The organism is Marinifilum sp. N1E240, assembly GCF_009295825.1.
Lineage (GTDB): Bacteria > Bacteroidota > Bacteroidia > Bacteroidales > Marinifilaceae > Marinifilum_A > Marinifilum_A sediminis.
In genome coordinates, this window is sequence record NZ_WHKF01000001.1 from 970,234 (window position 1) to 994,160 (window position 23,927).

Annotated in this window: 15 protein-coding genes and 1 riboswitch; of the genes, 5 read left to right on the forward strand and 10 right to left on the reverse strand. The window is 35.1% G+C overall.

The features are described 5' to 3' along the window. The 9 genes from GCQ56_RS04045 to GCQ56_RS04085 all read right to left on the reverse strand — a co-directional run bounded on the left by GCQ56_RS04045 (position 1) and on the right by GCQ56_RS04085 (position 13,263). The gene (locus GCQ56_RS04045; RefSeq protein WP_152733096.1) at positions 1 to 2,259 is read right to left on the reverse strand and encodes a DPP IV N-terminal domain-containing protein; all 2,259 of its coding nucleotides are present in this window, start codon (positions 2,257 to 2,259) and stop codon (positions 1 to 3) included. A 3-nt stretch (positions 2,260 to 2,262) separates the two neighbouring features. Further along, positions 2,263 to 3,222: an ornithine cyclodeaminase family protein gene (locus GCQ56_RS04050; RefSeq protein ID WP_193323707.1), complete on the reverse strand. Its 960-nt coding sequence runs from the start codon at positions 3,220 to 3,222 to the stop codon at positions 2,263 to 2,265. Between the two features lie 61 nt (positions 3,223 to 3,283). Next, positions 3,284 to 4,666: an aminopeptidase P family protein gene (locus GCQ56_RS04055; protein WP_152733098.1), complete on the reverse strand. Its 1,383-nt coding sequence runs from the start codon at positions 4,664 to 4,666 to the stop codon at positions 3,284 to 3,286. A gap of 742 nt (positions 4,667 to 5,408) precedes the next feature. Continuing rightward, positions 5,409 to 6,014, reverse strand: a complete 606-nt coding sequence (locus GCQ56_RS04060) for a lysine exporter LysO family protein (RefSeq protein WP_152733099.1) — start codon at positions 6,012 to 6,014, stop codon at positions 5,409 to 5,411. Positions 6,015 to 6,039: 25 nt separating this feature from the next. After that, complete coding sequence (locus tag GCQ56_RS04065; protein WP_152733100.1) at positions 6,040 to 6,312, reverse strand: LysO family transporter; 273 nt, start codon at positions 6,310 to 6,312, stop codon at positions 6,040 to 6,042. 136 nt (positions 6,313 to 6,448) lie between these two features. Beyond that, positions 6,449 to 7,981, reverse strand: a complete 1,533-nt coding sequence (locus tag GCQ56_RS04070) for a RagB/SusD family nutrient uptake outer membrane protein (protein ID WP_152733101.1) — start codon at positions 7,979 to 7,981, stop codon at positions 6,449 to 6,451. A gap of 18 nt (positions 7,982 to 7,999) precedes the next feature. Next, positions 8,000 to 11,185 carry a TonB-dependent receptor gene (locus tag GCQ56_RS04075; protein WP_152733102.1) on the reverse strand — a complete coding sequence of 1,062 codons (3,186 nt, stop codon included), beginning with the start codon at positions 11,183 to 11,185 and terminating at the stop codon, positions 8,000 to 8,002. A 693-nt stretch (positions 11,186 to 11,878) separates the two neighbouring features. Next, positions 11,879 to 12,898: an aldose epimerase family protein gene (locus tag GCQ56_RS04080; RefSeq protein WP_152733103.1), complete on the reverse strand. Its 1,020-nt coding sequence runs from the start codon at positions 12,896 to 12,898 to the stop codon at positions 11,879 to 11,881. Between the two features lie 92 nt (positions 12,899 to 12,990). After that, positions 12,991 to 13,263, reverse strand: coding sequence for a DUF493 family protein (locus GCQ56_RS04085; RefSeq protein WP_152733104.1), 273 nt, complete (start codon positions 13,261 to 13,263; stop codon positions 12,991 to 12,993). Between the two features lie 242 nt (positions 13,264 to 13,505). On the opposite strand from GCQ56_RS04085, the gene GCQ56_RS04090 reads away from it, so the two are divergent. From GCQ56_RS04090 to GCQ56_RS04100, 3 genes are read left to right on the forward strand one after another with little or no spacing between them, the layout of a single operon-like run. Further along, entirely contained in the window at positions 13,506 to 14,627 is a 1,122-nt protein-coding gene (locus tag GCQ56_RS04090) for an efflux RND transporter periplasmic adaptor subunit (protein WP_152733105.1), read from the forward strand. Between the two features lie 6 nt (positions 14,628 to 14,633). After that, entirely contained in the window at positions 14,634 to 17,798 is a 3,165-nt protein-coding gene (locus GCQ56_RS04095; RefSeq protein WP_152733106.1) for an efflux RND transporter permease subunit, read from the forward strand. A gap of 53 nt (positions 17,799 to 17,851) precedes the next feature. Next, the gene (locus GCQ56_RS04100; protein ID WP_152733107.1) at positions 17,852 to 19,144 is read left to right on the forward strand and encodes a TolC family protein; all 1,293 of its coding nucleotides are present in this window, start codon (positions 17,852 to 17,854) and stop codon (positions 19,142 to 19,144) included. 70 nt (positions 19,145 to 19,214) lie between these two features. Here GCQ56_RS04100 and GCQ56_RS04105 read toward each other — a convergent pair whose 3' ends face one another. Beyond that, the gene (locus GCQ56_RS04105) at positions 19,215 to 19,679 is read right to left on the reverse strand and encodes a PaaI family thioesterase (protein ID WP_152733108.1); all 465 of its coding nucleotides are present in this window, start codon (positions 19,677 to 19,679) and stop codon (positions 19,215 to 19,217) included. A gap of 111 nt (positions 19,680 to 19,790) precedes the next feature. Between GCQ56_RS04105 and GCQ56_RS04110 the strand changes: the two genes are divergently transcribed. Then, on the forward strand, positions 19,791 to 20,918 hold the full coding sequence (locus GCQ56_RS04110) for a glycerate kinase (RefSeq protein WP_152733109.1): 1,128 nt from the start codon (positions 19,791 to 19,793) through the stop codon (positions 20,916 to 20,918). A gap of 77 nt (positions 20,919 to 20,995) precedes the next feature. After that, positions 20,996 to 21,215, forward strand: a riboswitch (cobalamin riboswitch). Positions 21,216 to 21,344: 129 nt separating this feature from the next. Then, positions 21,345 to 23,873 carry a TonB-dependent receptor gene (locus GCQ56_RS04115; protein WP_152733110.1) on the forward strand — a complete coding sequence of 843 codons (2,529 nt, stop codon included), beginning with the start codon at positions 21,345 to 21,347 and terminating at the stop codon, positions 23,871 to 23,873. The last annotated feature ends 54 nt before the right edge of the window (positions 23,874 to 23,927 follow it).

Sequence of the window (23,927 nt, forward strand, 5' to 3'; positions counted from 1 at the left end):
TTAGTTGATTTTGTACTCTTTTGGAGCATCTTTGTGTAATAGATTATTTACAAAAAAGTCCCAACGCTTACGTATGAAATATTTGTCGTAATAGCATGTTCCATGATCTTTTCCTGGAAGTAGAATTAATTCAAAATCTTTATTGGCTTTGATCAACTCATCAGCCATACGAACAGAAGCTGCAGGATTCACATTGTTGTCCATATTGCCATGAACCATTAATAATTTCCCTTCTAACTTCTCCGCTAAAAAGAAATTTGATTGCTCATCGTAATGTTTTTGCGCTGGAAATCCCATATACAATTCAGGCCACCAGGCTTTCGCACTTCTGTGATCATGATTTCCGGCAGATGAAACACCAACCTTGTAAAAATCAGGATGTGTTAGTAAGGCATGAGTGGCATCATAACCTCCAGCTGAATGCCCATAAATTCCAACATTCTCGATATCCATGTATGGATATTTTTTTGACAGATCTTTTATTGCTTTGATGTGATCAGGCGCACCGATATCACCAAGGTTTTTATAGGATACATCGTGAAATTTCTTTGACCTGAATGCGGATCCTAATCCATCCACAGTAACAACTACAAAACCGATTTGAGCCATTGGTACATCCATATTCACCAACCCTCTTCTGAAGGTTTTTGGGGTACGAATGGTTTGCGGACCTGAGTAGGTAGCGTCGAGAACAGGATAGTTTTTTGACTTTTCAATATTAAATGGACGATAAATAAGCCCATAGATATCGGTTTTATTATCACGAGCTTTTACGGTATACATTTCAGGAGCTTTCCAACCCATTTTAAGAATGTCTTCAATATCGGTTTTGTCAATATCCATTACCTTCTTGCCATTCCTTGCATTTCTAATTACAAAACGATCTGGAAGATCAACTCGAGAGTAATTATCAAATACATACTTGCCATTTGGACTTACATTGCAAATGTGATAAGCATTTTCAGGAGAAAGTAATTTTAATCCGCTACCATCAAAGTTGATAGAGTAGAGGTAAGTATAGTATGGATCTCCTTTCTCTTTTCCACAAGCTCTGAAGTAGATTTTTTCCTTTTTTTCATCCACTTTACAGATTTCTCTAACTACATAATCTCCATTGGTAACTTGATTTTTCAATTCTCCACTTTGATAATTGTAGCGATAAATGTGATGCCATCCATCTTGTTCCGATGTCCAGAAAACATTATTTTCATCTTTGTTTACTTTGTAAATATGCATGTTGGGATCCACATAAGTATCAGCTGTTTCTGAGATAATAGCTCTTGATTTTCCAGTTTCTACATCAACCTCTATCAATTCACGTTTCTGATAACCACGGTAGTAACGAAGAGTGTACGCTTTGGTGTTAGATTTCCATTGAAACCCATATTCCAGAAAAGTAGCATTTTCAGGAAGATCACAATCAATTTTTTTGCCAGTTTTGGTATCGAATATTGAATAGCAAACTCTGGTTAAATCTTTATCACCGGCAATTGGTCTTTCGTATGAAAACACTTCAGCTCTGAATCCTTCTTTGGGTGTGCTCTTATACATATAAAGTTTCTGAGTGTGCTCTCTATTGTACTTTGCACAAATCAAATATCTTGAATCAGGAGACCAATAGGCGTCAATTTCATACTCCATTTTTTGATTAGCACTTTCATTTTTTACGAAGTACCACGAAATGGAAGTTCCATAACTCAAGCTTTCATTTCCATCAGTCGTCAACTGTTTTTCCTGTTCACCTTCCTTTAGGAATAGATTATATTCTTTTATGTAGGCAACTTTCTTTTTATCAGGTGAAACCAATTGCTGGTCGTTGTATTTTTTAGGCTTTACTCTCCTGCTGATTTTATAGGTTTTTAAATCAGCTTCAAGTAAGAAAGTATCTAATGCGAATTGTAATTGAGTTTTATTTATCAGCTCAATACTTTTCAATTTTAGATCAAAAGGCTTTGCTTCTTTTCCAGTCAATTCACTTAATTGCTTGCCTAATTTTTCCTGATCAAAAAGCATTGATTTCTTTTTGCTTTTGATATCAACAAGGAAATATTCCAATCCTTTTCTGGTTTTTGTGGAGTACCAAAGAGAATCTCCTTCACCAATCCAGTTAGGATGAATATTGGAATTGTATATTTTATCTTCGATATTGCACCAAAGCCATTTTTCAGCTTCTTGGTAATCCTTTAATTCACCCTGTGCAAACAGTTTGCAAGATGACAGGAGAAGAAACAAGATGATTAGAGTTTGTTTAGTTTTCATGAGTTAGAGTTCTACTTGTGTGCCAATGTTTTCTTGAATTGCTTTTTGATACATGTACTCTGCTACCACGACATCGAAAAGTGCCATGCCAACAGATTTAAAGAATGTGGTTTCGGAATTATCCTTTTTCTTTGCGACTATCAGATTACTAATTGGATGAATTTGCTCCTTTGCCAAGATTTTATTGGACAATGGAATTACCAGATCACCACTTTCTTTTGAGGCAAAAGGAGTGTCGACCCAAACCTTATCAAGTAAAAGAAAAAGTTCGTCCGGAAATTCTCTCATGTCAGGTTTATAGGATCCGATTCCAATAAATGTTTTTCCGCTTAATAGTTTCTTATTATTTGGAATTACCGGCATTTTTGAAGAGGTTGTACAAATAATGATATTTGATTTGAGAACCAATTCTTCGGTACTTTTAGCCGATCTGATATGAGTTTCAGGTAAGGATTGTTTTAGTTTCGAAATGAATTTATTTAGCTTCTTATAGTCCAAATCGAAAACAGTAATTTCTTCAATTGGTCTTACATTGGAGGCAAAAATAGTTTGAGTGAATCCTTGAATACCTGTTCCTATTACCCCTAGTTTACTTGAGTTTTCAGCGCTGATGTGCTTGATACCAATTCCACCAACAGCTCCTGTTCTGATTGCTGTTAAAGCAGCACCGTTTAACAAAGCTAAAGGTTCTCCACTTTTACCATCGTTAAGGACCATGGTGCCATAAATAGATGGCTTTCCTATTGTTGGATTGTTTGGATTCACACTCACCAACTTGGTTCCGAAATAATTCTGCGTGAAACATGGCATCAACAAAAGGGTATTGTCATTTTGATGAGCATGCATGCGATCGGGCATGTGAAAAGAATCTGTATGAAATAGAGTAAAAGCCTTTTCAATAGCTTTCATTACCTCTTTGGGTGACAGTAAATTTTCTATTTCAGATTTATTTAGAATGAGCATGTGATTGGAATAGAGGAGGGGAGAAATCGATTTCTCACCCTCCATATAAAAACAAACCTAACTATGATCTTTGTGCTTCAACCTCTTCGATGGTTTTAGGAATTGGTTTACCAAGCAAACGAGCGCCATTTTCTGTAATTAAGAAATCTTCCTCGTTACGTAAACCACCAAAATCTTTATATTCTTCAACCTTATCGTAGTTGATAAAGTCTGTAAAGCGTTTCTCGGCTTTCCACATATCAATTAATTCGGGAATAAAATAGATTCCAGGTTCAATGGTTAAAACGAATCCAGGTTCCAGTTCTCTACCTAAACGCAACGATTTTAATCCAAACTGAGTACTCTTGGCTTCACCGTTATAACCAACATAAACTTCACCTAAGTTTTCCATGTCATGCACGTCCATACCCATCATATGTCCTAAACCACACTGAAAGAAAAGTGCGTGAGCTCCCTGTTGAACAGCTTCATCTAAATCACCTTTCATAAAGCCCATGTCTTTCATTCCTTCTGCAATTGTTCTTGCCGCTTTTAGATGTACATCTTTAAATTTAACTCCAGGACGCAATTCTGCAATTGCCGCTTCGTGAGAATTTAAAGCTATTTGGTAAATCTCTCTTTGTCTTTGTGTAAAAGTTTTATTCACTGGGAATGTGCTCGACATATCACCAGCGTAGTGCATGCCATTTTCGGCACCACAATCAATCAGCATCATGTCTCCACTTTTTAAGGTATTGCCATGATAATGATTGTGTAAAGTTTGACCGTTAATTGTTGCAATTACAGGAAAGGAAAGTTGTCCACCAGCTCCAATTGCAATTTCTTGTACCGCGGCAGCAATTTCAGATTCTTTCATTCCTGGTTTTGCCATTTTCATTGCTGCAAGATGCATATCAGCGGTAATATTTACAGCATCTTCAATTTGAATAATCTCTTCAGTTGATTTGTAATTTCTTTGGTTTACAACAGCATTGATAAATTTAACAGATGCATTCTTTGCTGCAATATTTGGGTGAACTTGTAGCAAATCAAATAGTTTTATTTGATGTTCTGGACGATAGGGTGGCAAATAATGAATTGTTCTGTTTTGCTTTACGGCTTTTTCCAGGTAAGATTTCAAATCTGCAGCAGGCGCTGTTTCATTTATACCAACAGCAGCACTTTTCTCTTTAATGGTTGGCTGGGTTCCCATCCAAACAATGTGGTCGATTGTCAATTCATCGCCAAAAATAATTTCCCGGTTTTCATCAATATCGATTATGGCATTTAAACCTGCATAATCAGAACCAAAAAAATATAGAAAGGTACTATCCTGGCGATAATGGTAGGTATTGTCAGTATAGTTCATTCCACATTCATCATTACCTAAAAAAAGTAGGATTCCGGAGTTAACTTGTTTTTTTAATAGATCTCTACGTTTTTGATAAGTCTCTTTTGTAAACATAAATTCAGGGTTTTGGGTGTTAACACAAATTCGACAGGATACAAGAATCCTGATTCGATATGTACTGATTGATATAATTTATTGAATTATTGGATGGTAGAGAGAAGGTTATTAACAAATCCAACATTCGTACAGACCTTTGTACGAATTGTTATAGTGAGTTATGTAGTCGTTAAAAAGAAACATACAAATGAATTTGTTCATGGTAAATTTAGAAAAAAAACGCAAAAAAGTATTTTAAATTCGTAAAAACTACACCCGATTAAATATTTATTAATCAGGTAAAAGTTCAATTTTTATTGAATTGATAATTTTTAGATTATTATGTTTCTATAAGGATTTTAGTGGGTAATAATTAAAAACGTTTTTTGCTTTACCTAAACAGGCAAGGCTCAAAAAAGCAATTTTTTGTCTTTGTCTAAACTTACAAAGCTTAAAAAAGCAATTTTTTGATCTTTGTCTAAACTTACAAAGCTTAAAAAAGCAATTTTTTGATCTTTGTCTAAACTTACAAAGCTTAAAAAAGCAATTTTTTGATCTTTGTCTAAACTGATAAAGCTTAAAAAAGCAATTTTTTGATTTTTGTCTAAACTGACAAGACTTAAATACTAATATTTCACGCTTTACTATTTTAATAAAAGGTTAAATTTCTGACGCATAAGTTTCTTCTATAGGGCAATCATTATTTATTTCCAATAAACAACAAGAATCCGATAAGTTGTGCGTTTGAACAAGAATGGCATTAAAGTACTTCCAATATAAAGGGAACTAGAAATGGGACAAGAATTGTGAGTACTATTCCACTAAAAACTGCAATAATGGCCCATTCTTTACCTGTATATTTCGAGATAATTGGCAATGTTGTATCCATTGCTGTTGCACCACCGGAAGCTATACCTGCAAGTTTTCCGAAGTATTTTACAAAAATAGGAACTGCAAGTAATGTTATAATTTCGCGTAATATGTTTGAAAGTAAGGCTATTACTCCTAAGGTTTCGCCACTAATTTGAGTTATGAAAATGGAGGATAAACTATAGTATCCAAAACCAGCACCTACAGCTAAGGCTTCTTTTATTTGAATTTCGGGTGTGAAAATTGAGATTGCAGCAACACCAACTAATGATCCGACGATTACACATAGTGGTACGAGAATAATTTTAATGTTGGTTTCTTTAATTACTTTCCAGGATGATCGGTCGGCTCCAATGCCAATTCCAACCAGAAACATAAGCAAGTAAAGTGCGTACATTGAAAAATCAGATTCCATTATTACGTCAGGTAGAAATCTGGTTAATCCTAAAATCAATCCTAATGCAAAAAATCCAAGTATAATTAAGCTGTTCTTCATGGTTCAGAAAATTCTGTTCGTTAGGTTATTTACTTTTAAAAAATAGTCTATAGGTAATGTATGCGAAAATTAAACTCCCCAATACTGCACCAATGGTAAGTATCAAAGCTTGCAAACCAATAGTGTGCAAATTGTTTATAATCTTCTCATTCAATCCTACTCCTATCCCCAATAGGAACAACAATAAATAGATCGACCAAGTGGTCATTTTGTCAACTCCTTTAATGATTTTTGGAAACTTACCAAGGAAGAATCCCAATCCTATACCCAGAGTCATTAATACTAAAACTGTAATCATGATAAATTAATCTTTTTTGTTCTTTGGGGTGAAATTACATAAATTTTATTGTAATATTTTCGACTATCGATTTAGAAGAAGTGCCCTCGCTAAAAAGAGGGCACTTCGAGCTAACCATAACTAATAATTACCTAACCTAATCGATGCTATTGTTTGAGTTGGTTTCGGTTTCAGGGATAGGGAAGAAGTGATCTGAGTCAGTTACGCCTGATCTGCCATGATTATTCATGGTTTCAGTTAATTTTCCCCATCTTCTTAAATCGTGGAATCTTGATGCTTCCATTGCAAATTCACAAATTCTTTCATGCTCAATTTGGGTTCTAACATCTGTTATACTAGAACCTGTCATAGCAGGCATTCCTGCTCGTGTTCTTACTGTATTGATATGCGTAATTGCAGCTCCAGTTTCATTCAACTCATTCAAGGTCTCTGCATACATTAACAATACGTCTGCGTATCTAAGCAAAGGAATATTGTTCCCAATTGAATTGGCATTTAGTTCATCCTGACTAGCAGGAAGATACTTTCTAAATCCTGTTTTGTTATAAGGAACACCTGCCCAGTCCCACCATTCGTAAAATGTAGAACCATAAACTCTTGGATTATCTGTATCATTGAAATACTCATCTTCGAAGAAAAGAGTTTCATACAATCTATGATCATACCGACCATCAGTAGCAGTCTTTCCTTCTTTTTTGAATTCAGTTAAAAGGAAATCACTACCAGCAATTTCGTCCCAACCGCCAAGACCAGCTGGTTTAAGCCATCTGTGATAAGGGAATTTAAACCATGCGCCATTGTCGGTATTCGTAGACAATTGAAGTTCAAATATTGCTTCTTCAGAGTTTTGGTTCGTCCCATCAAATAGAGATAAGAAAGAATTTACCAAATTGTATTTTCCACTTCCGACAACAGAAGCGAAAGCAGTTTTTGCTTCGTTTAAATATGTGTTAGCATTTTCAGCATCTTCACTTGAACGATACAAACTTGCCTTACCCAGATATGCTAAAGCGGAATATTGAGTTGCTCTACCAATATTCTCCTGAGTATATTCTGTTGGCAAATTGGCAGCAGCAGCTTTAAAATCATCTACAATAAAACTCCAACATTCGTTTCTTTCACTTAAGGGCCGATCGATATCGGAAATTCCTTTAGCATAAGAACTTTGAAGGATAATTTCTTTCCAATTTAGTAATAATTTAAGGTGATAATAACCTCTTAAAAAGTGAGCTTCAGCAACAATTTCATCCTTTAGTTTTGTCGGAATTTGCTCTTCTGTCATAGCTCCAACTTTTTCAATTACCTGATTGGCATAGTTGATTCCTTGATAATGAATGTTCCAATAGCTGGAAGTTTGAGTATTACCTGGACTAACATTGTAATTGTAAATAGAAAACCAATCTTCGTAATTGTAAGGATCGTTACCTAATTTAATCAAATCAGATGGAAACAATTCAACTGTAAATTTAATCTCTGCAAATCCCCAGTAGCTTGTCGCACATTCCAATTGAGAGTAGGCGGCAGCCAATCCGGCTTCTGCATCCGATTGATTTCTCCAAAAATTATCTCCTGTCAATTGATCTGGAGATTTTACCTCTAGAAAATCTTCATCACAGGCTGTAAATGTCAGCCCTAAGCAAATGAAGAATAAATATATATATCTTTTCATTTTGTTTTTTCTTGTAAATTAGAATGATAATTGAATACCAGCAAAGAATGATTTATTGATAGGATAGAAACTTCTGTCGATACCTAAGTTTCTAACGTCACCACGTCCAACTTCAGGATCAATTCCAGAATAATCGGTTAATGTCCAAACATTTTGTGCATTTACGTAAATTCTACATTTGGTTAAACCTAAGCGACTGATTGTTGCTTTTGGAAGTGTATATCCAAGTTCAATATTTTTCATACGAAGGAACGAACCATCTTCAAGGAATCGATCAGATTCACGTGAATTTAAATTTGGATCACCTAAAACGGCTCTTGGAATATTGGTTTTAGTATTTGTCTCAGTCCATGCATTTAGCGATGATCTTAGGAAATTTTGACCGGAAGCCATATTTTCCAAATAGTACCGATTACCATTGTAAATTTTATTTCCTTGCACACCATAGAAAAGCATAGAGAAATCAAAACCTTTGTACGATGCATTAAGGTTTATACTGTAAGTAAAATCAGGAATTCCTGATCCTGAATAAACTTTATCTTTTTCATTTAATTCACCATCACCATTGGTATCAACAAATTTAATATCACCAGGTTTTGCATTTTCTTGTAGCAATGCACCTTCAGCACCTGTGTGAGCATTCACCTCATTCATTGATTGAAAAATTCCATCTGTTTTGTACAGGAAGAATGCACCAATTTCATATCCTACTTTAGTTTGAGTTGGGAAATGAGAATCACCAAATTTTAAACCTTCACCAAATAAAGATTGATCGGTGTTAGCCAATTTGATTACCTCATTTTTAGTTGTAGTTAAGGTTGTGTTAATGTTAAATTTAAATTCTCCATTTTGTTTATAGTAAGATAATTCAAATTCAAGACCTTTATTTTCAATTTCACCAACGTTTAATACCGGATTATCTAATCCTGCAGATCCAGGCAACTGTCGGTAAATTAGCATGTCTTCAGTAGAAGTATTGTAATAATTTACACTACCAATAAATGCACTATTTAAGAAGGCGAAATCCAAACCAAAGTTTTTAGAAATAGTAGTTTCCCACTGTAATTCTCTATTCTCAAGACCTTTTGCAATACTACCAGTCCAAGGGTTGGCACCAGAACCTCTTACAGCTCCTAAAGCATAATCCGTACTAGTACTAATTAATGCCTGATGATCGTATAGACCTAAAGTTCCTTCATTACCTAATTTTCCCCAACTTGCACGTAGTTTTAAGTTGTCAATAAAATCATTGCTCGACATGAAATCTTCCTCAGTTATTCTCCAACCAAAGGCAACTGAAGGGAATGTTCCATAACGTGAATCCGATCCAAATTTTGAAGATCCATCTCTACGAGCGGTAACTTGAAATAAATATTTGCTATCGTATGAGTAGTTAACTCTACCTAAAATAGAAGTTCTGGTGTATTTGTTTCTGCTGCCATAGGCTGCGTATGTTCCACCTTCTCCGGCATTTAAAGTTGTCCAGCTTGGATCTAAGAATCCGCCAGGTACATCTTCAGTTACCAAATCTCCATCTTCAACAGAGTAAACCGTTTTCTTACCAGTTACATTTGCTCCAATCCAGTCATTGGTTGTTTTAGATGCGGTGTAACCAAGAACAGAAGTAAATGAGTGTTTGCCAAAATCTTTCTGAAGGTTTAACAAATGCTCCATGATTTGGCTGCGGTAGTTATTTCTTTCTTCACCATAGTAGATCCAATCTTCACCATCTTTAGGGCTTCTATCGAATTTTGAATGATAATTCCATTCTTTTTTATTGCTGTTAACCAAGCCAAGGTTTACTTGATATGATAACCAGTCAGTAATTTTTAGTCGTCCTGTTACATTTGCAGAGAAATATTGCAAATCAGTTTCACCTTTTACATTCAAATGATTGGCATATGGATTTGCATTTGTAGGCATATCTCCAGAAGTAAGCTGTACATTACCATCTTCGTCAAAAGGAGTGATAAGTGGAGTCAATTTATAGGTATCTCTTAAAGAAAATTTCTTACTTTCAGAGTTGGTTTCGGCATATGAAATATTTCCATCTACTTTTAATCGACCTTTGGTCATACCTAGCTTTGCACGTAGGGTCTTTTTAAGGTAATCACTTCCTATAAGAGTTCCTTCTTCGTCATTCCAACTTCCAGATAAACCATAATATCCAAGATCGTTACCACCATTAATACTTAGGTTGTAATTTTGTTGAAGAGCCGTTCTGTTAACTTCTTTTTGCCAATCTGTATTTGCCTCAATTGGCGCCGTAATGTAGTTTGGTAGTGCTACCTGATCTCCAGAAGATGCATATTGATTGTAATTGTCATACATCATTTTATGAACCTTTACATATCCTTCAGAATTCAATAAGTCCAATTGATCAATCGCCTTTGTTTGACCAACATGCATATTAAAATCAACATTGATTTTACCTTTTTTTCCTTTTTTGGTGGTGATTAATACAACGCCATTGGCAGCTCTAGATCCATATATTGCTGCAGCAGCACCATCTTTTAAGATCTCGAATGATGCGATATCGTCAGGATTTAAAAGTGACATTGAACCAGGTAAACCATCGATAATATACAGTGGATCATTATTACCTACGGTTCCAAATCCACGTATTGTAATACTTGATCCAGAGCCTGGAGCTCCACCAAATTTTGTGATGGTAACACCCGCAACCTTACCCTGTAATGAGTTAACAGGATTTGACGATGGTGTTTTAGCCAAATCTTCAGCCTTAACAGAAGCTACAGCTCCAGTTAAATCACTCTTTTTCTGAACACCATAACCAACAACTACAACCTCGTTCAAGCCTTGTACATCTTCCTTAAGAATAATGCTAAAGTCAGTTTGATTCTCTACTACAACTTCCTGGTCGATGTAACCAATAAATGAGAACTGAATTACAGAATTCTCAGGTACTGATAATTGGAATTTTCCATCAAAATCGGTTACTGTACCAGTGGATGTTCCTTTTACTATAATGTTAACACCAATTAATGGTAGGTTTTGATCATCAACTACGGTTCCCGAAATGTTTTTTTGATTTTCTTGTAGAGAGGTAGCTTTTACAGAATTTGCTGCATTACAGGGTAGTGGACCCATTATTACAGCTAAAATGCAAAGTTTCATGATCCATGAAACGAAGCCAGACTGCACGGAAAATATCCCCGCAGCAGTTTTTGCGTTTTTTTTCATAAATTTAGATGCGTTAAAAGTTAGTTTGTTGTTCTTAAGTTTTAAGCATGGAACAACAAGCAATTATTATTTGAGAACAGGGATTGTTGGTAGCTTTCCCTGTTGTCTTTAATTCTGTTTTTTACTTCATAAAAGAAATTTTAGATTACAATTGTTCCTCATTTCGATGGAACATATCATTTACTTTCATTAAAGTATTATAGCATACTAGTTTGGTTGCTCAAGAATTGGAGCACTGAGATTTTGAATAGTTGGTAGCTATTCAAATTAGAAGCGGTGATCAACAAATTAAACATTCAAAAAGTCCACGATGTGAATGTCTGTATACGAGTTGTACAATTATTTGCTTTTGCATGGTAATGAATCTAAGAAAATGATTGGTTAATATTCACTTCAACAATTCAATAATTTGGTTTAACTGAAAACCTTTGCAGCAAATATATGTAAAAATAACTACCAGTACATACTAGTTGGTAGTAAAATTTTAAAAATATTTTGTGATTAGATAGAGTGAAAGTGCCTGAACTATTGAAAAAACAATGGGTGTAGTGAAATTATAAAATTGAGAAAAATTTCAGGTGTTTTTTGATTTCTAAATAGAAAAGTTTTTGAATGTGAGTTAAAATATGATAAAAGTCATATTTCAATGGAGAGCAAAATAAAAAAAGGCTGGTTTACTAACCAGCCTTTGAATTAAAATATCAGTTTGTAATTCGTTTGTTGTTTGTAAATTTCTCCGGGTTCGAGCCAGCCATGTTTAAAAGATGGATGGTTTGGAGCATCGGGATATCCTTGAGCCTCTAAAGCAACACCTGCAAATGCTTCGAACCTTCTTTTTTCTCCAGCACTGATATATTTGCCAGTGTAAACCTGAAGCCCTGGAAAAGTAGTGATGACTTCCATACTCACTTTTTTATCAGGAGAAATTAATTCAGCAACTTTTCTTGGAGTTTTTGTTGTTTCGCCAAATGCAAAGCAATCATCATAGTTTTCTATATCTTCTATATCTTGATTGATAGTTTTCTTTGTTCTGAAATCGAAACAAGTGTTTTCAACATTTAATAATTTTCCACTCGGAATTAAAAAATCATTTGTTTCCAATAAATAATTCGCATCAATCTGTAATTCATGATCTAATATGTTTGAACAGCTATCAGATAAATTGAAATAAGAGTGTTGTGTAAGATTGATAGGTGTAGTTTTATCAGTAGTAGCTTCGTATTTAATTTGAAGTTCATTTTCATCTGAAAGGCTATATATCACAGTTGTATTTACATTTCCAGGGAAGTTTTCTTCGCCATCAACGCTTAAATAGCTTAGGTGTAATTCAGAATCATTTACGACTTTAGCCTTCCAAACTTTTCTATCAAAACCGATATTACCACCGTGTAAATGATGAGGAGAATGATTGCAGGAAAGTTGTAATTCTTTTCCATTAATTGTGACTTTACCATGATCGATTCTATTTCCAAATCGACCAATTAGGGCTCCAAAATAGGGATAGTTATCTAAATAATTCTTGCTGGTATATTCTTGTAATGTATCAAAACCTAGAACCATTTCTCTATCAACTCCTTCCATGGGAGCAATGAATGAAGTTAGAATTCCACCATAGTTTGTGATTTTGGCTTGAACGCCATTTTTATTGGAAAGGGTAAATAATTTGACATTTTCCCCCGAAGGAGTACTACCAAAATCTGATGTACTGATCATTTGAAGTTTTCTTAGTTTTTATTTTTTTGAATGACGAATTTAAATAAAAAATTGATGGCGTAAGTTTTATTCTACCTGTGTTAAAATCATATTTATAAAGACATAATACCTTTTATACCCTGAGCTCTTGAATATACTTCCACAACATCATCCGCCGAATTCATAATTTTTTTTACCGTTACACCTATAAATCGAATATCCTTAGATGTCTTATATGAAAATTCAGTATCCTCAGGAAATAGGTTCTTTACGGCATTTATTTTATCCTCGTTATTAGGAACAATAAATTTGAACATATACAACGATGGCCATTGTGTAGATTCAAATAATTGTTGCTTAATTCTGTTGTATTTATCCTGATCCATGTTTCATTTTTTTTAGAGCAAACAAAAATCGTAATTTTTTCTGAAAACTTACAATCGTATTTACAAGAGAACGAATAATACCGTTAAAAAGTTTTATTTCAGATAAAAGTATTTTACTTAAATAGTTGTTAAGATGAACCAAATTATTATTTAACTAGATCTTTAAATAGTATCTTTACTTGTTTATAAGTAGATTAATCTATTTGAAACAATATCAAAACATCCACTAACTAATATCATAGATGAATAGAAAAGTAATAATCGTACTCTTGGTCGTGCTAACTTTAGCCGTGTCATTTTTTGCGATGAAAGGATTGACGAGTTTAAAAAAAACTCCTAAAAAGAATCAAGACCGTAAAAAAGTTCCTATTGTAAAAGTTGAGTCAGTAGCTTATCACGCTATTTCTGCCCCTATAATTGAAAAGGGAAGATTAGCTTCCAATTTGGAAGTAAACCTAAGTTCGGAAGTTGCTGGACGAATTGTTGAAACTGGAGTTCCTTTAAAGGTAGGGCAGAAGTTTAAAAAAGGACAATTGCTAATCCGCATTTACGAAGAAGATGCCAAGATGGATTTGCGTGCTCAGAAAAGTCGTTTCCTGAATAAACTTGCCGAAAATTTACCGGATATAAAAGTTGATTATGCTGAAAATTTTGATGTATGGATGAGTTTTTTCAATTCCATTGATTTAGAAAAATCTATTCCTGAACTGCCAAAAGTAAAATCAGATCAGGAGAAAGTTTTTATGGCAAGCCGAAATATATTAGGCGACTATTATGCAATTAAAAGTGCAGAGGTAAAACTTGCTAAAAGAAAAATATATGCTCCTTTTAATGGTTCTTATGTGGCTGTGAACACACAAATTGGTTCGGTTGCAGGAATGGGATCTAAATTGGCAGGTATTATTGAATCAAACAAATTGGAATTGCAGGTTCCTATTGAATCAAGAGATATACGTTGGTTACAACTGAATGAAAAGGTTGATGTTCTTGATTCTAATGGAGAAGTGCTATGTACAGGTAAACTGGTAAGAAAATCTGATTTTGTAGATCAGGGAACTCAGTCTATTTCTGTTTTTGTGAAGATTGAGAGGACAAACAATCAGGAATTGTTTCAGGGACAATTTTTGACTGCACGTTTCCATGGTAAAACAATCGAAAATGCAATGGAAATTCCTCGAAACGCAGTTTTTGGTTCTAATAAAGTATTTGTAGTTGAAGAGGACTTATTAAGAGAAAAAGAAATTGTTGTAATAAAACGTAACGAAAATACTTTGGTTTTTAATGGGTTGAAAGAAGGAGAAGTGTTGGTGATAGAACCTCCTGTGAAAGCAACTGAAAATATGAAAGTACAAATTCAGAAATAGCGTATAATGAGAAATATTATATCACAATTTGTAAGATATCCGTTTTACGGGAAAATGATTATAGCCGTAATGCTGATTGCAGGTGGTGCTTCTTTGTGGTTTATGAAGAAATCATTTTTCCCGCAAACAGAGTCTAAAACTATTACCGTTTCAATGGTTTTTCCTGGCGCTTCGCCTAAAGAGGTAGAAGAAGGAATTACCTCTCGTATGGAAGATGCAGTTCGAGGTATTGTTGGAATAAAAGAGATGAATTCGGTTTCCTCGGAGGGGTTTGCTCGTCTAACGATTACCACTACTGGTGATTACGATTTAGATGAAACCCTTGCAGATGTTAAGAATGCTGTTGATGGAATTCCATCATTTCCTACTGGAGCGGAAAAGGCTGTAATTGCTAAGCGTAGAGCAACTACGCCAGCAGTTCGTATGGCGGTTACAGGTAATGTAGATTTGCTGACCTTAAAAATATATGCTGATAATATCTATGATGATCTGATGCGTTCTAAGAAAATGTCTCAAATTACGCTTTCTGGTTTTCCAAAATTGGAGTTATCGGTGGAGGTAAAAGAGGATAATTTGAGACGATACAATCTTACCTTTAATGAAATTTCGAGAGCTATTGCCAATAATAATATTGATATTTCAGGTGGTGCGATAAAAAATAAGGTTGAGGAAATCTTAATTCGAACAAGAAATCGCTCTGTTGATCCGGATCAAATTGGAGAAATTATACTAAAGGCAAATCCAGATGGTAGTTATATCAGGATTCGGGATGTAGCAAAAATCCATTTTCAGTTTCAGGATGTTCCTAATTCAACGTATATGAATAAGAACCCTGCGGTTTCTATTAATGTTAATAAACTGAATGAGGAAGACCTTGAAGAAATATCAGACTTTTGTAACAAGTATGCGAAAGAGTTCAATGAAAAATATGATGATGCAACTTTGGAAGTTACATTCGATTTTGTGACTTTGTTACAATCAAGATTGTCTTTGTTATATAAAAATGGAGGTTACGGTCTATTATTGGTTGTAATTTCTCTAGCTTTATTCTTAAGCTTCCGATTATCTCTTTGGGTTGCCTGGGGAATTCCAGCTTCTTTTTTAGGCATGTTTATTATTGCCAACCTAATGGGGGTTACCATTAATATGATTTCCCTTTTCGGGATGATTCTTATTATTGGAATTTTAGTTGACGATGGAATTGTAATTGGGGAGAATATTTATTCTCACTTTGAGAAAGGAAAAAGTCCTAGAAGAGCTGCAATTGATGGAACTATGGAGGTTGTTCCTGCGGTATTAACCTCAGTTACTACTACTATGGTTGCTTTCTCGCCACTTTTATTGGTTACAGGGAATATGGAGTTTTTATATGAGATGGCATTTATTGTTGTTGCCTGTCTTAGTTTATCCTTATTCGAGAGTCTTTTCGTTCTGCCTAGTCATGTAGGAAATGAAATTGTTTTAAATCGAAAGAGAAAAGACAATGCTTTTAATCGTTTTAGACAAAAAATAGAGAAAGGAATTCTTTACGTTCGTGATCATGTATATGCAGGAGTTCTTGATAAACTGGTGCAATGGCGTTGGTTTGTAATTTTTATACCGGTTGCATTGTTCTTTGTAACCATGGGCTTATTTCAGGGGGGATTTATTCAAAGCACCTTTTTTCCGAATGTAACTTTCGATACTTTCAACATAAACATTGCCTATAAGCCAGGCAGTAATAAGGAAATTACGATTCAGAAGTTGAAGGAGTTTGAAAAAGCTGTATGGGAAGTAAATGATGAATTGAAGAAAGAATTTCAAGATACAGCGACCTTTATAAAATATACAGGATTATCAACAGGAAATGCTTTTGGCGGACAAGAGGTTGGACCACATGCAGGTAATTTATCGGTAACACTTCGCGATATGGAAGGAGCACCGGTATCTAGTTTTGATATTTCGGGTAGAGTGAAAGAGAAAATTGGTGAGGTTAATGATGTGGAGAAATATACCATCGGTGCCTTTAACAGATGGGGAGCACCGGTTTCGATATCTCTTCTAGGTAATGATTTGGAACAATTGAATCAGGCAAATGATTTCTTTCAGGGAGAGCTTCGTAAAATGGCTTCATTGTATAACATTAATGATAATAACCCTTTGGGAAGTCGTGAGGTTAGGTTAAGATTAAAACCTAAGGCTTATTACCTGGGAATGGATTTACGATCGATTACAAGCCAAATTCGTCAGGGGTTTTTCGGAGGACAAGCTCAGCGTTTGCAAGAAGGAAAAGATGAGATAAAGGTTTGGGTTCGTTATCCGAAAAGTGATCGAATTTTTATTGGTCAAATGGAGGACATGAGGATTCGTACACCGAAAGGAGAATTTCCGTTGTCAGAATTGATTGAATATGAGATTTTGAGAGGTCCGGTTAGTATTCAACGTTATAACGGAGCCAGAGAGATCCGTGTAGATGCAGAGTTGATTGATCCAAGCGAACCCGTTCCTCCAATTTTAGAGTACATCGAAACTACAATTTTACCAGAGTTGGAAGCCAGATTTCCAGATGTTCGACCAGAATATCAAGGACAACAAAAAAGATCGGCTGAAGATATTGAGGAGTTGAAAATCTATTTCTCAATTGCATTCATGCTTATTATTTTTATTGTGATGATTCACTTTAGAAGTTTCACACAAGGGATAATTGTATTGATGATGATTCCTTTAGGATGGCTGGGATCTGCCTGGGGGCATGGAGTAGAGGGATTTCCGGTTTCAATGTTAAGTGTATGGGGAATGGTTGCTCTTTCGGGCGTGATCATTAACGACGCTGTGGTTTTCCTCTCCAAATACAACTTATTTGTGGAAGAAGGAATGCTACCAATTTCGGCAGTGAAAGAAGCTGGTAAGGCTAGATTTAGAGCCATAATTTTAACAACCATAACTACTACAGTTGGCTTGTATCCATTGATTCTGGAAAATTCATTTCAGGCACAATTTTTAATTCCTATGGCAATTGCATTGGCTTATGGAGTTTTGGTGGGAACCATGTTTATTTTAATGTTTTTCCCAGTCTTAATTATGGTATTAAATGATATTAAGAGAATTACTCAAAGTTTTTGGGAAGGTAAAAACTTAGATTCTCGTGATGTTGAGCCTAAGGTAAAGGAATCAAAAGTGAGTTTAGATTAAATAATGAATTGCACCAGGCTTTAGTCTGGGGTTCAATAATAAATAAAATTCAAATGATAAGAAAAGTATCATTCTTAGTCATCTTCTCTGTTTGCTGTCAGTTCATGTTGATGGCACAAGAAGAGCTAAGCCTTTCCAAAGCCATTGGATTAGGTTTGGAAAACAATTACGAATTAAAAATATTTCGAAAAACCGAAGAAATCAGTGAACTGAACAATTCGTGGGGAGCCGTTGGCAGATATCCAAGTATTCAATTCAATCTTCAGGGAAGAGGAATTAAAGATTATAATGAAAGTAATGATTTTAATAGGTTGAGTGTAATTCCGTCTTTAGATGTTAACTGGACTTTATTTAATGGTTTTGCCGTTAAAATTCGAAAAGATAAATTTGATGATTTAAATCAATTGTCGAAAGGAAACACCATTGTTGCCATTGAGAATAAAATTGAGTTGATCATTTTAGCTTACTATAAAATATTGCTGGAAAAGGAGCGTATGGAGGTGAGTCGAAAAATTATGGATCTGTCAGCAGATAGATATGAAACAAAGAAGATTGGCAAAGAGATTGGAAGTTCGGTAACCTATGATTTATTGCAGGCTCAAAATGCGTGGTTAGAAGATCGCTCAGCATTCTTATTACAAGAAGTGAATTTCAACAATTCGGTTCGGGATTTAAATTTTTTATTGGGAGTAAAGGAAAGTAAAACCTATCGTTTTTCTGATGAATTTAAAGCTGTACCTGAAGATTTTAAATTGGCAGACTTGTTAGATAAAATGTTAAGTGATAATAGTCGTCTTAAGAACAGATACATTCAGGAGATGATTTTGAAAAGAGACGTGGATTTGGCTAGAATTAATTTCTATCCAAAACTTAGTCTGGGAACTGGAATTCAGGGAAATCGTACCAAAATAAAGTACGATGGAACCCCATCAAGTACAAACGATTCACATAATATCTATGCCAATCTAAGTTTAAATTTCATGATATTTAATGGTAATACTAATCGAAGAGCACTTCAAATTGCCAAAATTGAAGAGGAGATTGGTGATATTGCAACAGAAGATGTAAAGCATACCTTAAGTAACTTACTGGCGCAACAATTTGAGTTGTACCAGGTGAGAATGGAATTGTTTAAGCTTGCACAGGAAAATTTAGATGCTGCTGATTTAAATCTCTCCATCTCAAAAGATAAGTATGAATCAGGAAGTATCAATTCGTTTAACTATCGCGATATCCAGATTATTTATCAGAATGCCGCTTTATCACGATTAAATGCGATTTTTAATTTGATACAATCAAGAACGGCATTGGTAAGAATAACAGGTGGTATTTTAAATGAGAATTAAGAATACCTGTGGAATAAAAAGAGAGGCAATTCAGAAAGGAATTGCCTTTTCTTATTCTTGAATTTGGAGTTTATTTTTCTCCAAAATTATCTGGTACAATAACCGCGATAACTTCACCGGTTACACAAAGTTGCCCACCGGCATAAAGTTCAGAAGTAACTGTAGCTTTTTTCTCGTTGATACTGGCTATTTTACCTCTAATTTCTATTTCGCCTTCAATTGGCGTAGGTTTTAAGTATTTTACTTGTAATGATGCGGTAACACATCTTGGCGCATTGTGCTCACAAAGTTCAATTCCCTGCTGTTTTGCAAAAGCTAATGCAGCCGATCCGGTTCCATGACAATCTATTATGGATGCCAGCATTCCGCCATAAACAAATCCAGGAATAGCGGTGTGATACTCCTTTGGTACAAATTTGGTAATCGTTTCCTCACCGTCCCAATAGGTTTTAATTTGGTGTCCATGCTCATTTAACCTGCCACAACCATAACATTGTGCGAAATGGTCTGGATAATAATCTTGTATTCCTTTCATTCTTTATATTTTAGTATTTGTTGTTATTGTAAACTAATTATTCATTCTTTTTTGTAATTCAATTAAAGGTAATTCATATCTTGCTTATCTGATGATAAAGATTGATCAAAAATGCTAAAAATTGCAATAGCACCTGACAAATTTAAGGGTTCCTTAAGCGGATTGGAATTTTGCGAAGCTGTTGATAAAGGGCTTCGAAAACATGCTCCAAATCTTGAGATCGTAAATTTACCTCTTGCCGATGGAGGTGATGGAACGGTTGAAGTTTTAAAATATTACTTGAATGGAGAGTTGATTACACTTCCAGTATGCGATCCACTGATGCGAGAAGTGCGAGCAAGTTATTTGTATTCAGAGGAAAAGAAAACGGCTTATATCGAAATGGCTGAAGCTTCTGGAATTCGATTGTTGTCGGATGAAGAGTGCAACCCTTTATATACTAGTACTTATGGAACAGGACAGTTGATTGTCGATGCTCTGGATAGAGGAGTGAAGCACATTATTCTTGGTATTGGAGGTAGTGCTACTAACGATGCAGGAATTGGAATGGCTAGGGCATTGGGATATCGCTTTTTCGATAATGACATGCAGGAATTGAAAGGCGTGGGTAAGGATTTATTGGATTTAGATAGTATTGATACACGTCTAGTAAATCCAAAAATTAAAAAAGTAAAATTTGATATTGCCTGCGATGTTGATAATCCTTTGTATGGTGCTAATGGAGCGGCTTTTATATATTCTTCACAGAAAGGTGCATCACCAGAAACGGTTGAAGAACTAGATAGAGGTTTAGTCAACTTCAATGATTTGATAAAAAAGCAATTTCAAAAGAACTTGCAGAAAATACCTGGAGCAGGCGCTGCTGGAGGATTAGGCGCTGGTTGTATTCTGTTTCTGAACGCAAAATTGAATTCGGGAATTGAATTGATCAAACAGGAAGCTCAGTTTAATGATAAAATCAAAGAGGTTGATTGGATCATTACCGGAGAGGGGAAGTTGGATACTCAAACTTTCTCGGGAAAGGTAATTCGAGGTGTAATGGATTCCATCACCAATCAAAAATTAGCTTTGTTTTGCGGTCAGGTTGATTTAAATGAAGACGAGTTAAAGCAACTCAAAATTGATCATCTCACACAAATATCATCTTACGCAAAAGATGTGAATGATTCCATACAAAATTCTGGAAAATACCTTGAGAAAGCTGCAGAAGAATTTGCCAGATTACTACACATAAGTTGATTCATTAAAGTTTAAATATGTTTAAGAACACTTCAAGTTAGATTTTGTTTTCTTTCATGATCTCATAAAAAAAGTAATACATTTGTCTCGAATTTGGTGTTCGATTCATCTTTTCGGATGATAGAATGAAAAGGGAATCCGGTGAAAATCCGGAACAGTACCCGCTACTGTAATTCTCATTTTGCATGAAGCGAAATAGAATTGTTACTCCACAAGCCACTCATGATTGTAGAATTATGGGGAAGGCTGTAACAATTGAGAAAAGTCAGGAGACCTGCCAAACGACAACTATTTGCATTTTGCTTCCGGGAACCGAAGTATATGTATTGAACAGACGCGCGAGTTCGATATTTATTTTTTGTGCCATTATTAGGTGGTGTGGAGGCAAGGTGTTGTATTTATTTTTTTTATCAAAAAAACAAGACCATGCTTAAACGATCGATTTTATTGTTGATCACATTTTTGTGTTTGCCAGCCATTATTTGGGCTCAACAAAATTTAAATGGAGTTGTACTCGACAAAGACACAGGAAAACCAATTGAAGGTGCCAATGTGTATCTAAAAGAACTGAAATTGGGAACCACCTCACAGAAAGATGGAAGTTTTCAATTCAAAGACATTCAATCTGCCAATTACCAACTAAGTATCTCCTTTGTAGGATATGAAAATTGCAAGTTCTCTATTGATTCAAGCAAAGAGAACAAGGCAATTAAAGTTGAAATGACAAGAACCATTACCGTTCTTGATGGAGTAAATGTCTCTGCCAAAGCTGTAAGAGAAACCGAGCATGTGGTGAAAATTGCCGCTCCCTTGAAAGACATTCCACTTACCACATCTTCGGTAGGAAAAGATTTATTGGAACAAACCGATGCCAATAGTATTCATGAAGCCTTAAAGTATAGCACAGGAGTGAAGCCATTGGTGAATTATGGAGGTTTCCAAACCTTTACCATGAGAGGTTTTGGAGCTCCTGTTATCATGCTGGATGGTGTGCGTGATGAGAGAATGAACTTCTCCAATAGTGCACCATTTACCTCTTTGGCTACGGTTGAACGTATTGAATTTTTAAAAGGTCCTGCCTCTGTACTGTATGGACATACCGCAGTAGGGGGTATCCTAAATGTGGTTCGTAAACAACCAACGAAAGATTTTCAAGGGAATTTCTCTGCGAGTTATGGAAGTTGGGACACACGTAGAGTTCAACTTGGAACTGGAAATAGCATTAATGACAAGTTATCTTATCGTTTTGATACTGGTTTTTCCGATACTGAAGGCTGGAGAGATGCCGAAGATAAGACTTTAAATGCCTATTTGGCTTTGAATTATGAATTGAGTGAGAGCGATTTGTTTGAATTTAGATTGGCTGGTAATAACGATACCTATGGTACTGAAACCGGATTGCCATCGGTTAAGTATGATGTGTTCGATCAGGACGATAATTTGTTGTATCAACAAGGAGAATTGCCAAAAAACTTTGATCGATCGCAACGCTACAACGATCCGGCTGACTTCCTGGATCATGAGAATGTAAATGTCTCGCTAAAGTATACAAGAAAGCTGAGTGAGAATTCTAAACTACAGATTCACACGGCCTATTCCGATGACTTGATTGACTATTTCTCGACAGAGGAATTGTCTTATTTGACTTCTGATGAGGCAATTTACGATAGCTATTATATGAGTGGTGATTCGAAAAAATACATTTGTCTGGATACCATTCAACGAACATTCCCACTGCGCTTTTCGCACGAAACTAAAACTTTGCAAAATACTGTAGATTATAGCACCAGGTTTGATTTTGCTGGTATGCAGCATAATTTTAATGCAGGTTATTTTTACATGTATATCGATAGAAAATCATTTAGTGGCTATAATGTTTATGATCCAATCTATGAAAATAAGGATGTAAAAGGAGAAGGATTACTTGGAAAAGTGGCTGTTGTTGATCCTGTTTTGAATCAAGGTGATTTGCAAACTAAATTTTCAAAAGTAAAGATTTACAATGAAAATGTACATGGTTTTTTCTTCCAGGATTTAATGGATATTTCTTCGAAAGTAAAAGTGTTGATTGGTGCTAGATACGATCGTTTCGATATGGGGAATCAATCTGGGATAATTAGTAGTGGAAGAAATATCACCGATAAAACGGAACAAAAAACCATTGTCAATCACTCCTTTACTTATCGTTTGGGAACGGTTTATCAGCCATCTGAAAATTTATCGCTTTATGCTTCTTATGCCAATTTCTTCAAACCTAAAAGAACAGTGCTCAACGAGAACTATATTTACTTGGATAAGGATGGGAAAGAGTTTACCCCAAAAGATGGAAAAGAGGTGTTCGAAGCCGAAGATGGTTACCAGTTAGAAACTGGATTTAAATACCAAAGCAATGCCAAGCTCCACATTAATGGTAGTATCTACTACATTAAAAAGAACAATATTGTTGAGTATTTGGGAAAATCAGAAGATGAGAAAAAGATTTACGGACAAGTAGGTGTTGTAGATTCTAAAGGTTTCGATTTGGAATTGAATTACAAGCTACTGGAAAGTTTGAGTTTTATTGCTGGTTACGGATTCAATATTGCCAAATACAGAGAGTTCTCCGATAACGAATTTCAAAATTCTAAACAGGGAAATTATATCAGAAACAATCCTAAAAACCATGTGTTTGCCTGGGCTTACTATTCAGTTCAAAAAGGAACTTTTAAAGATTTTAGCCTAGGATTTGGTATTGATTACAATGATAAAATGTACGTAAATAGCTCAAACACCTACAGTCTGCCTGGATATTGCCTGTTCGATGCATCACTTTCTTATCGTAAAGACAAGATATACTGTAAGCTGAAGGTGAATAATCTGTTCGATAAGAATTACTATTCAAGCTCGGTGTATTCCAATCAGTATATTCCGGGAATGGTGAGTAATACCAATTTCACCATTGGTATGGACTTTTAATTTAATCGGCTATCAGCACACAGCGAGCAGCTTTCAGATAGCTGGAGATGTACA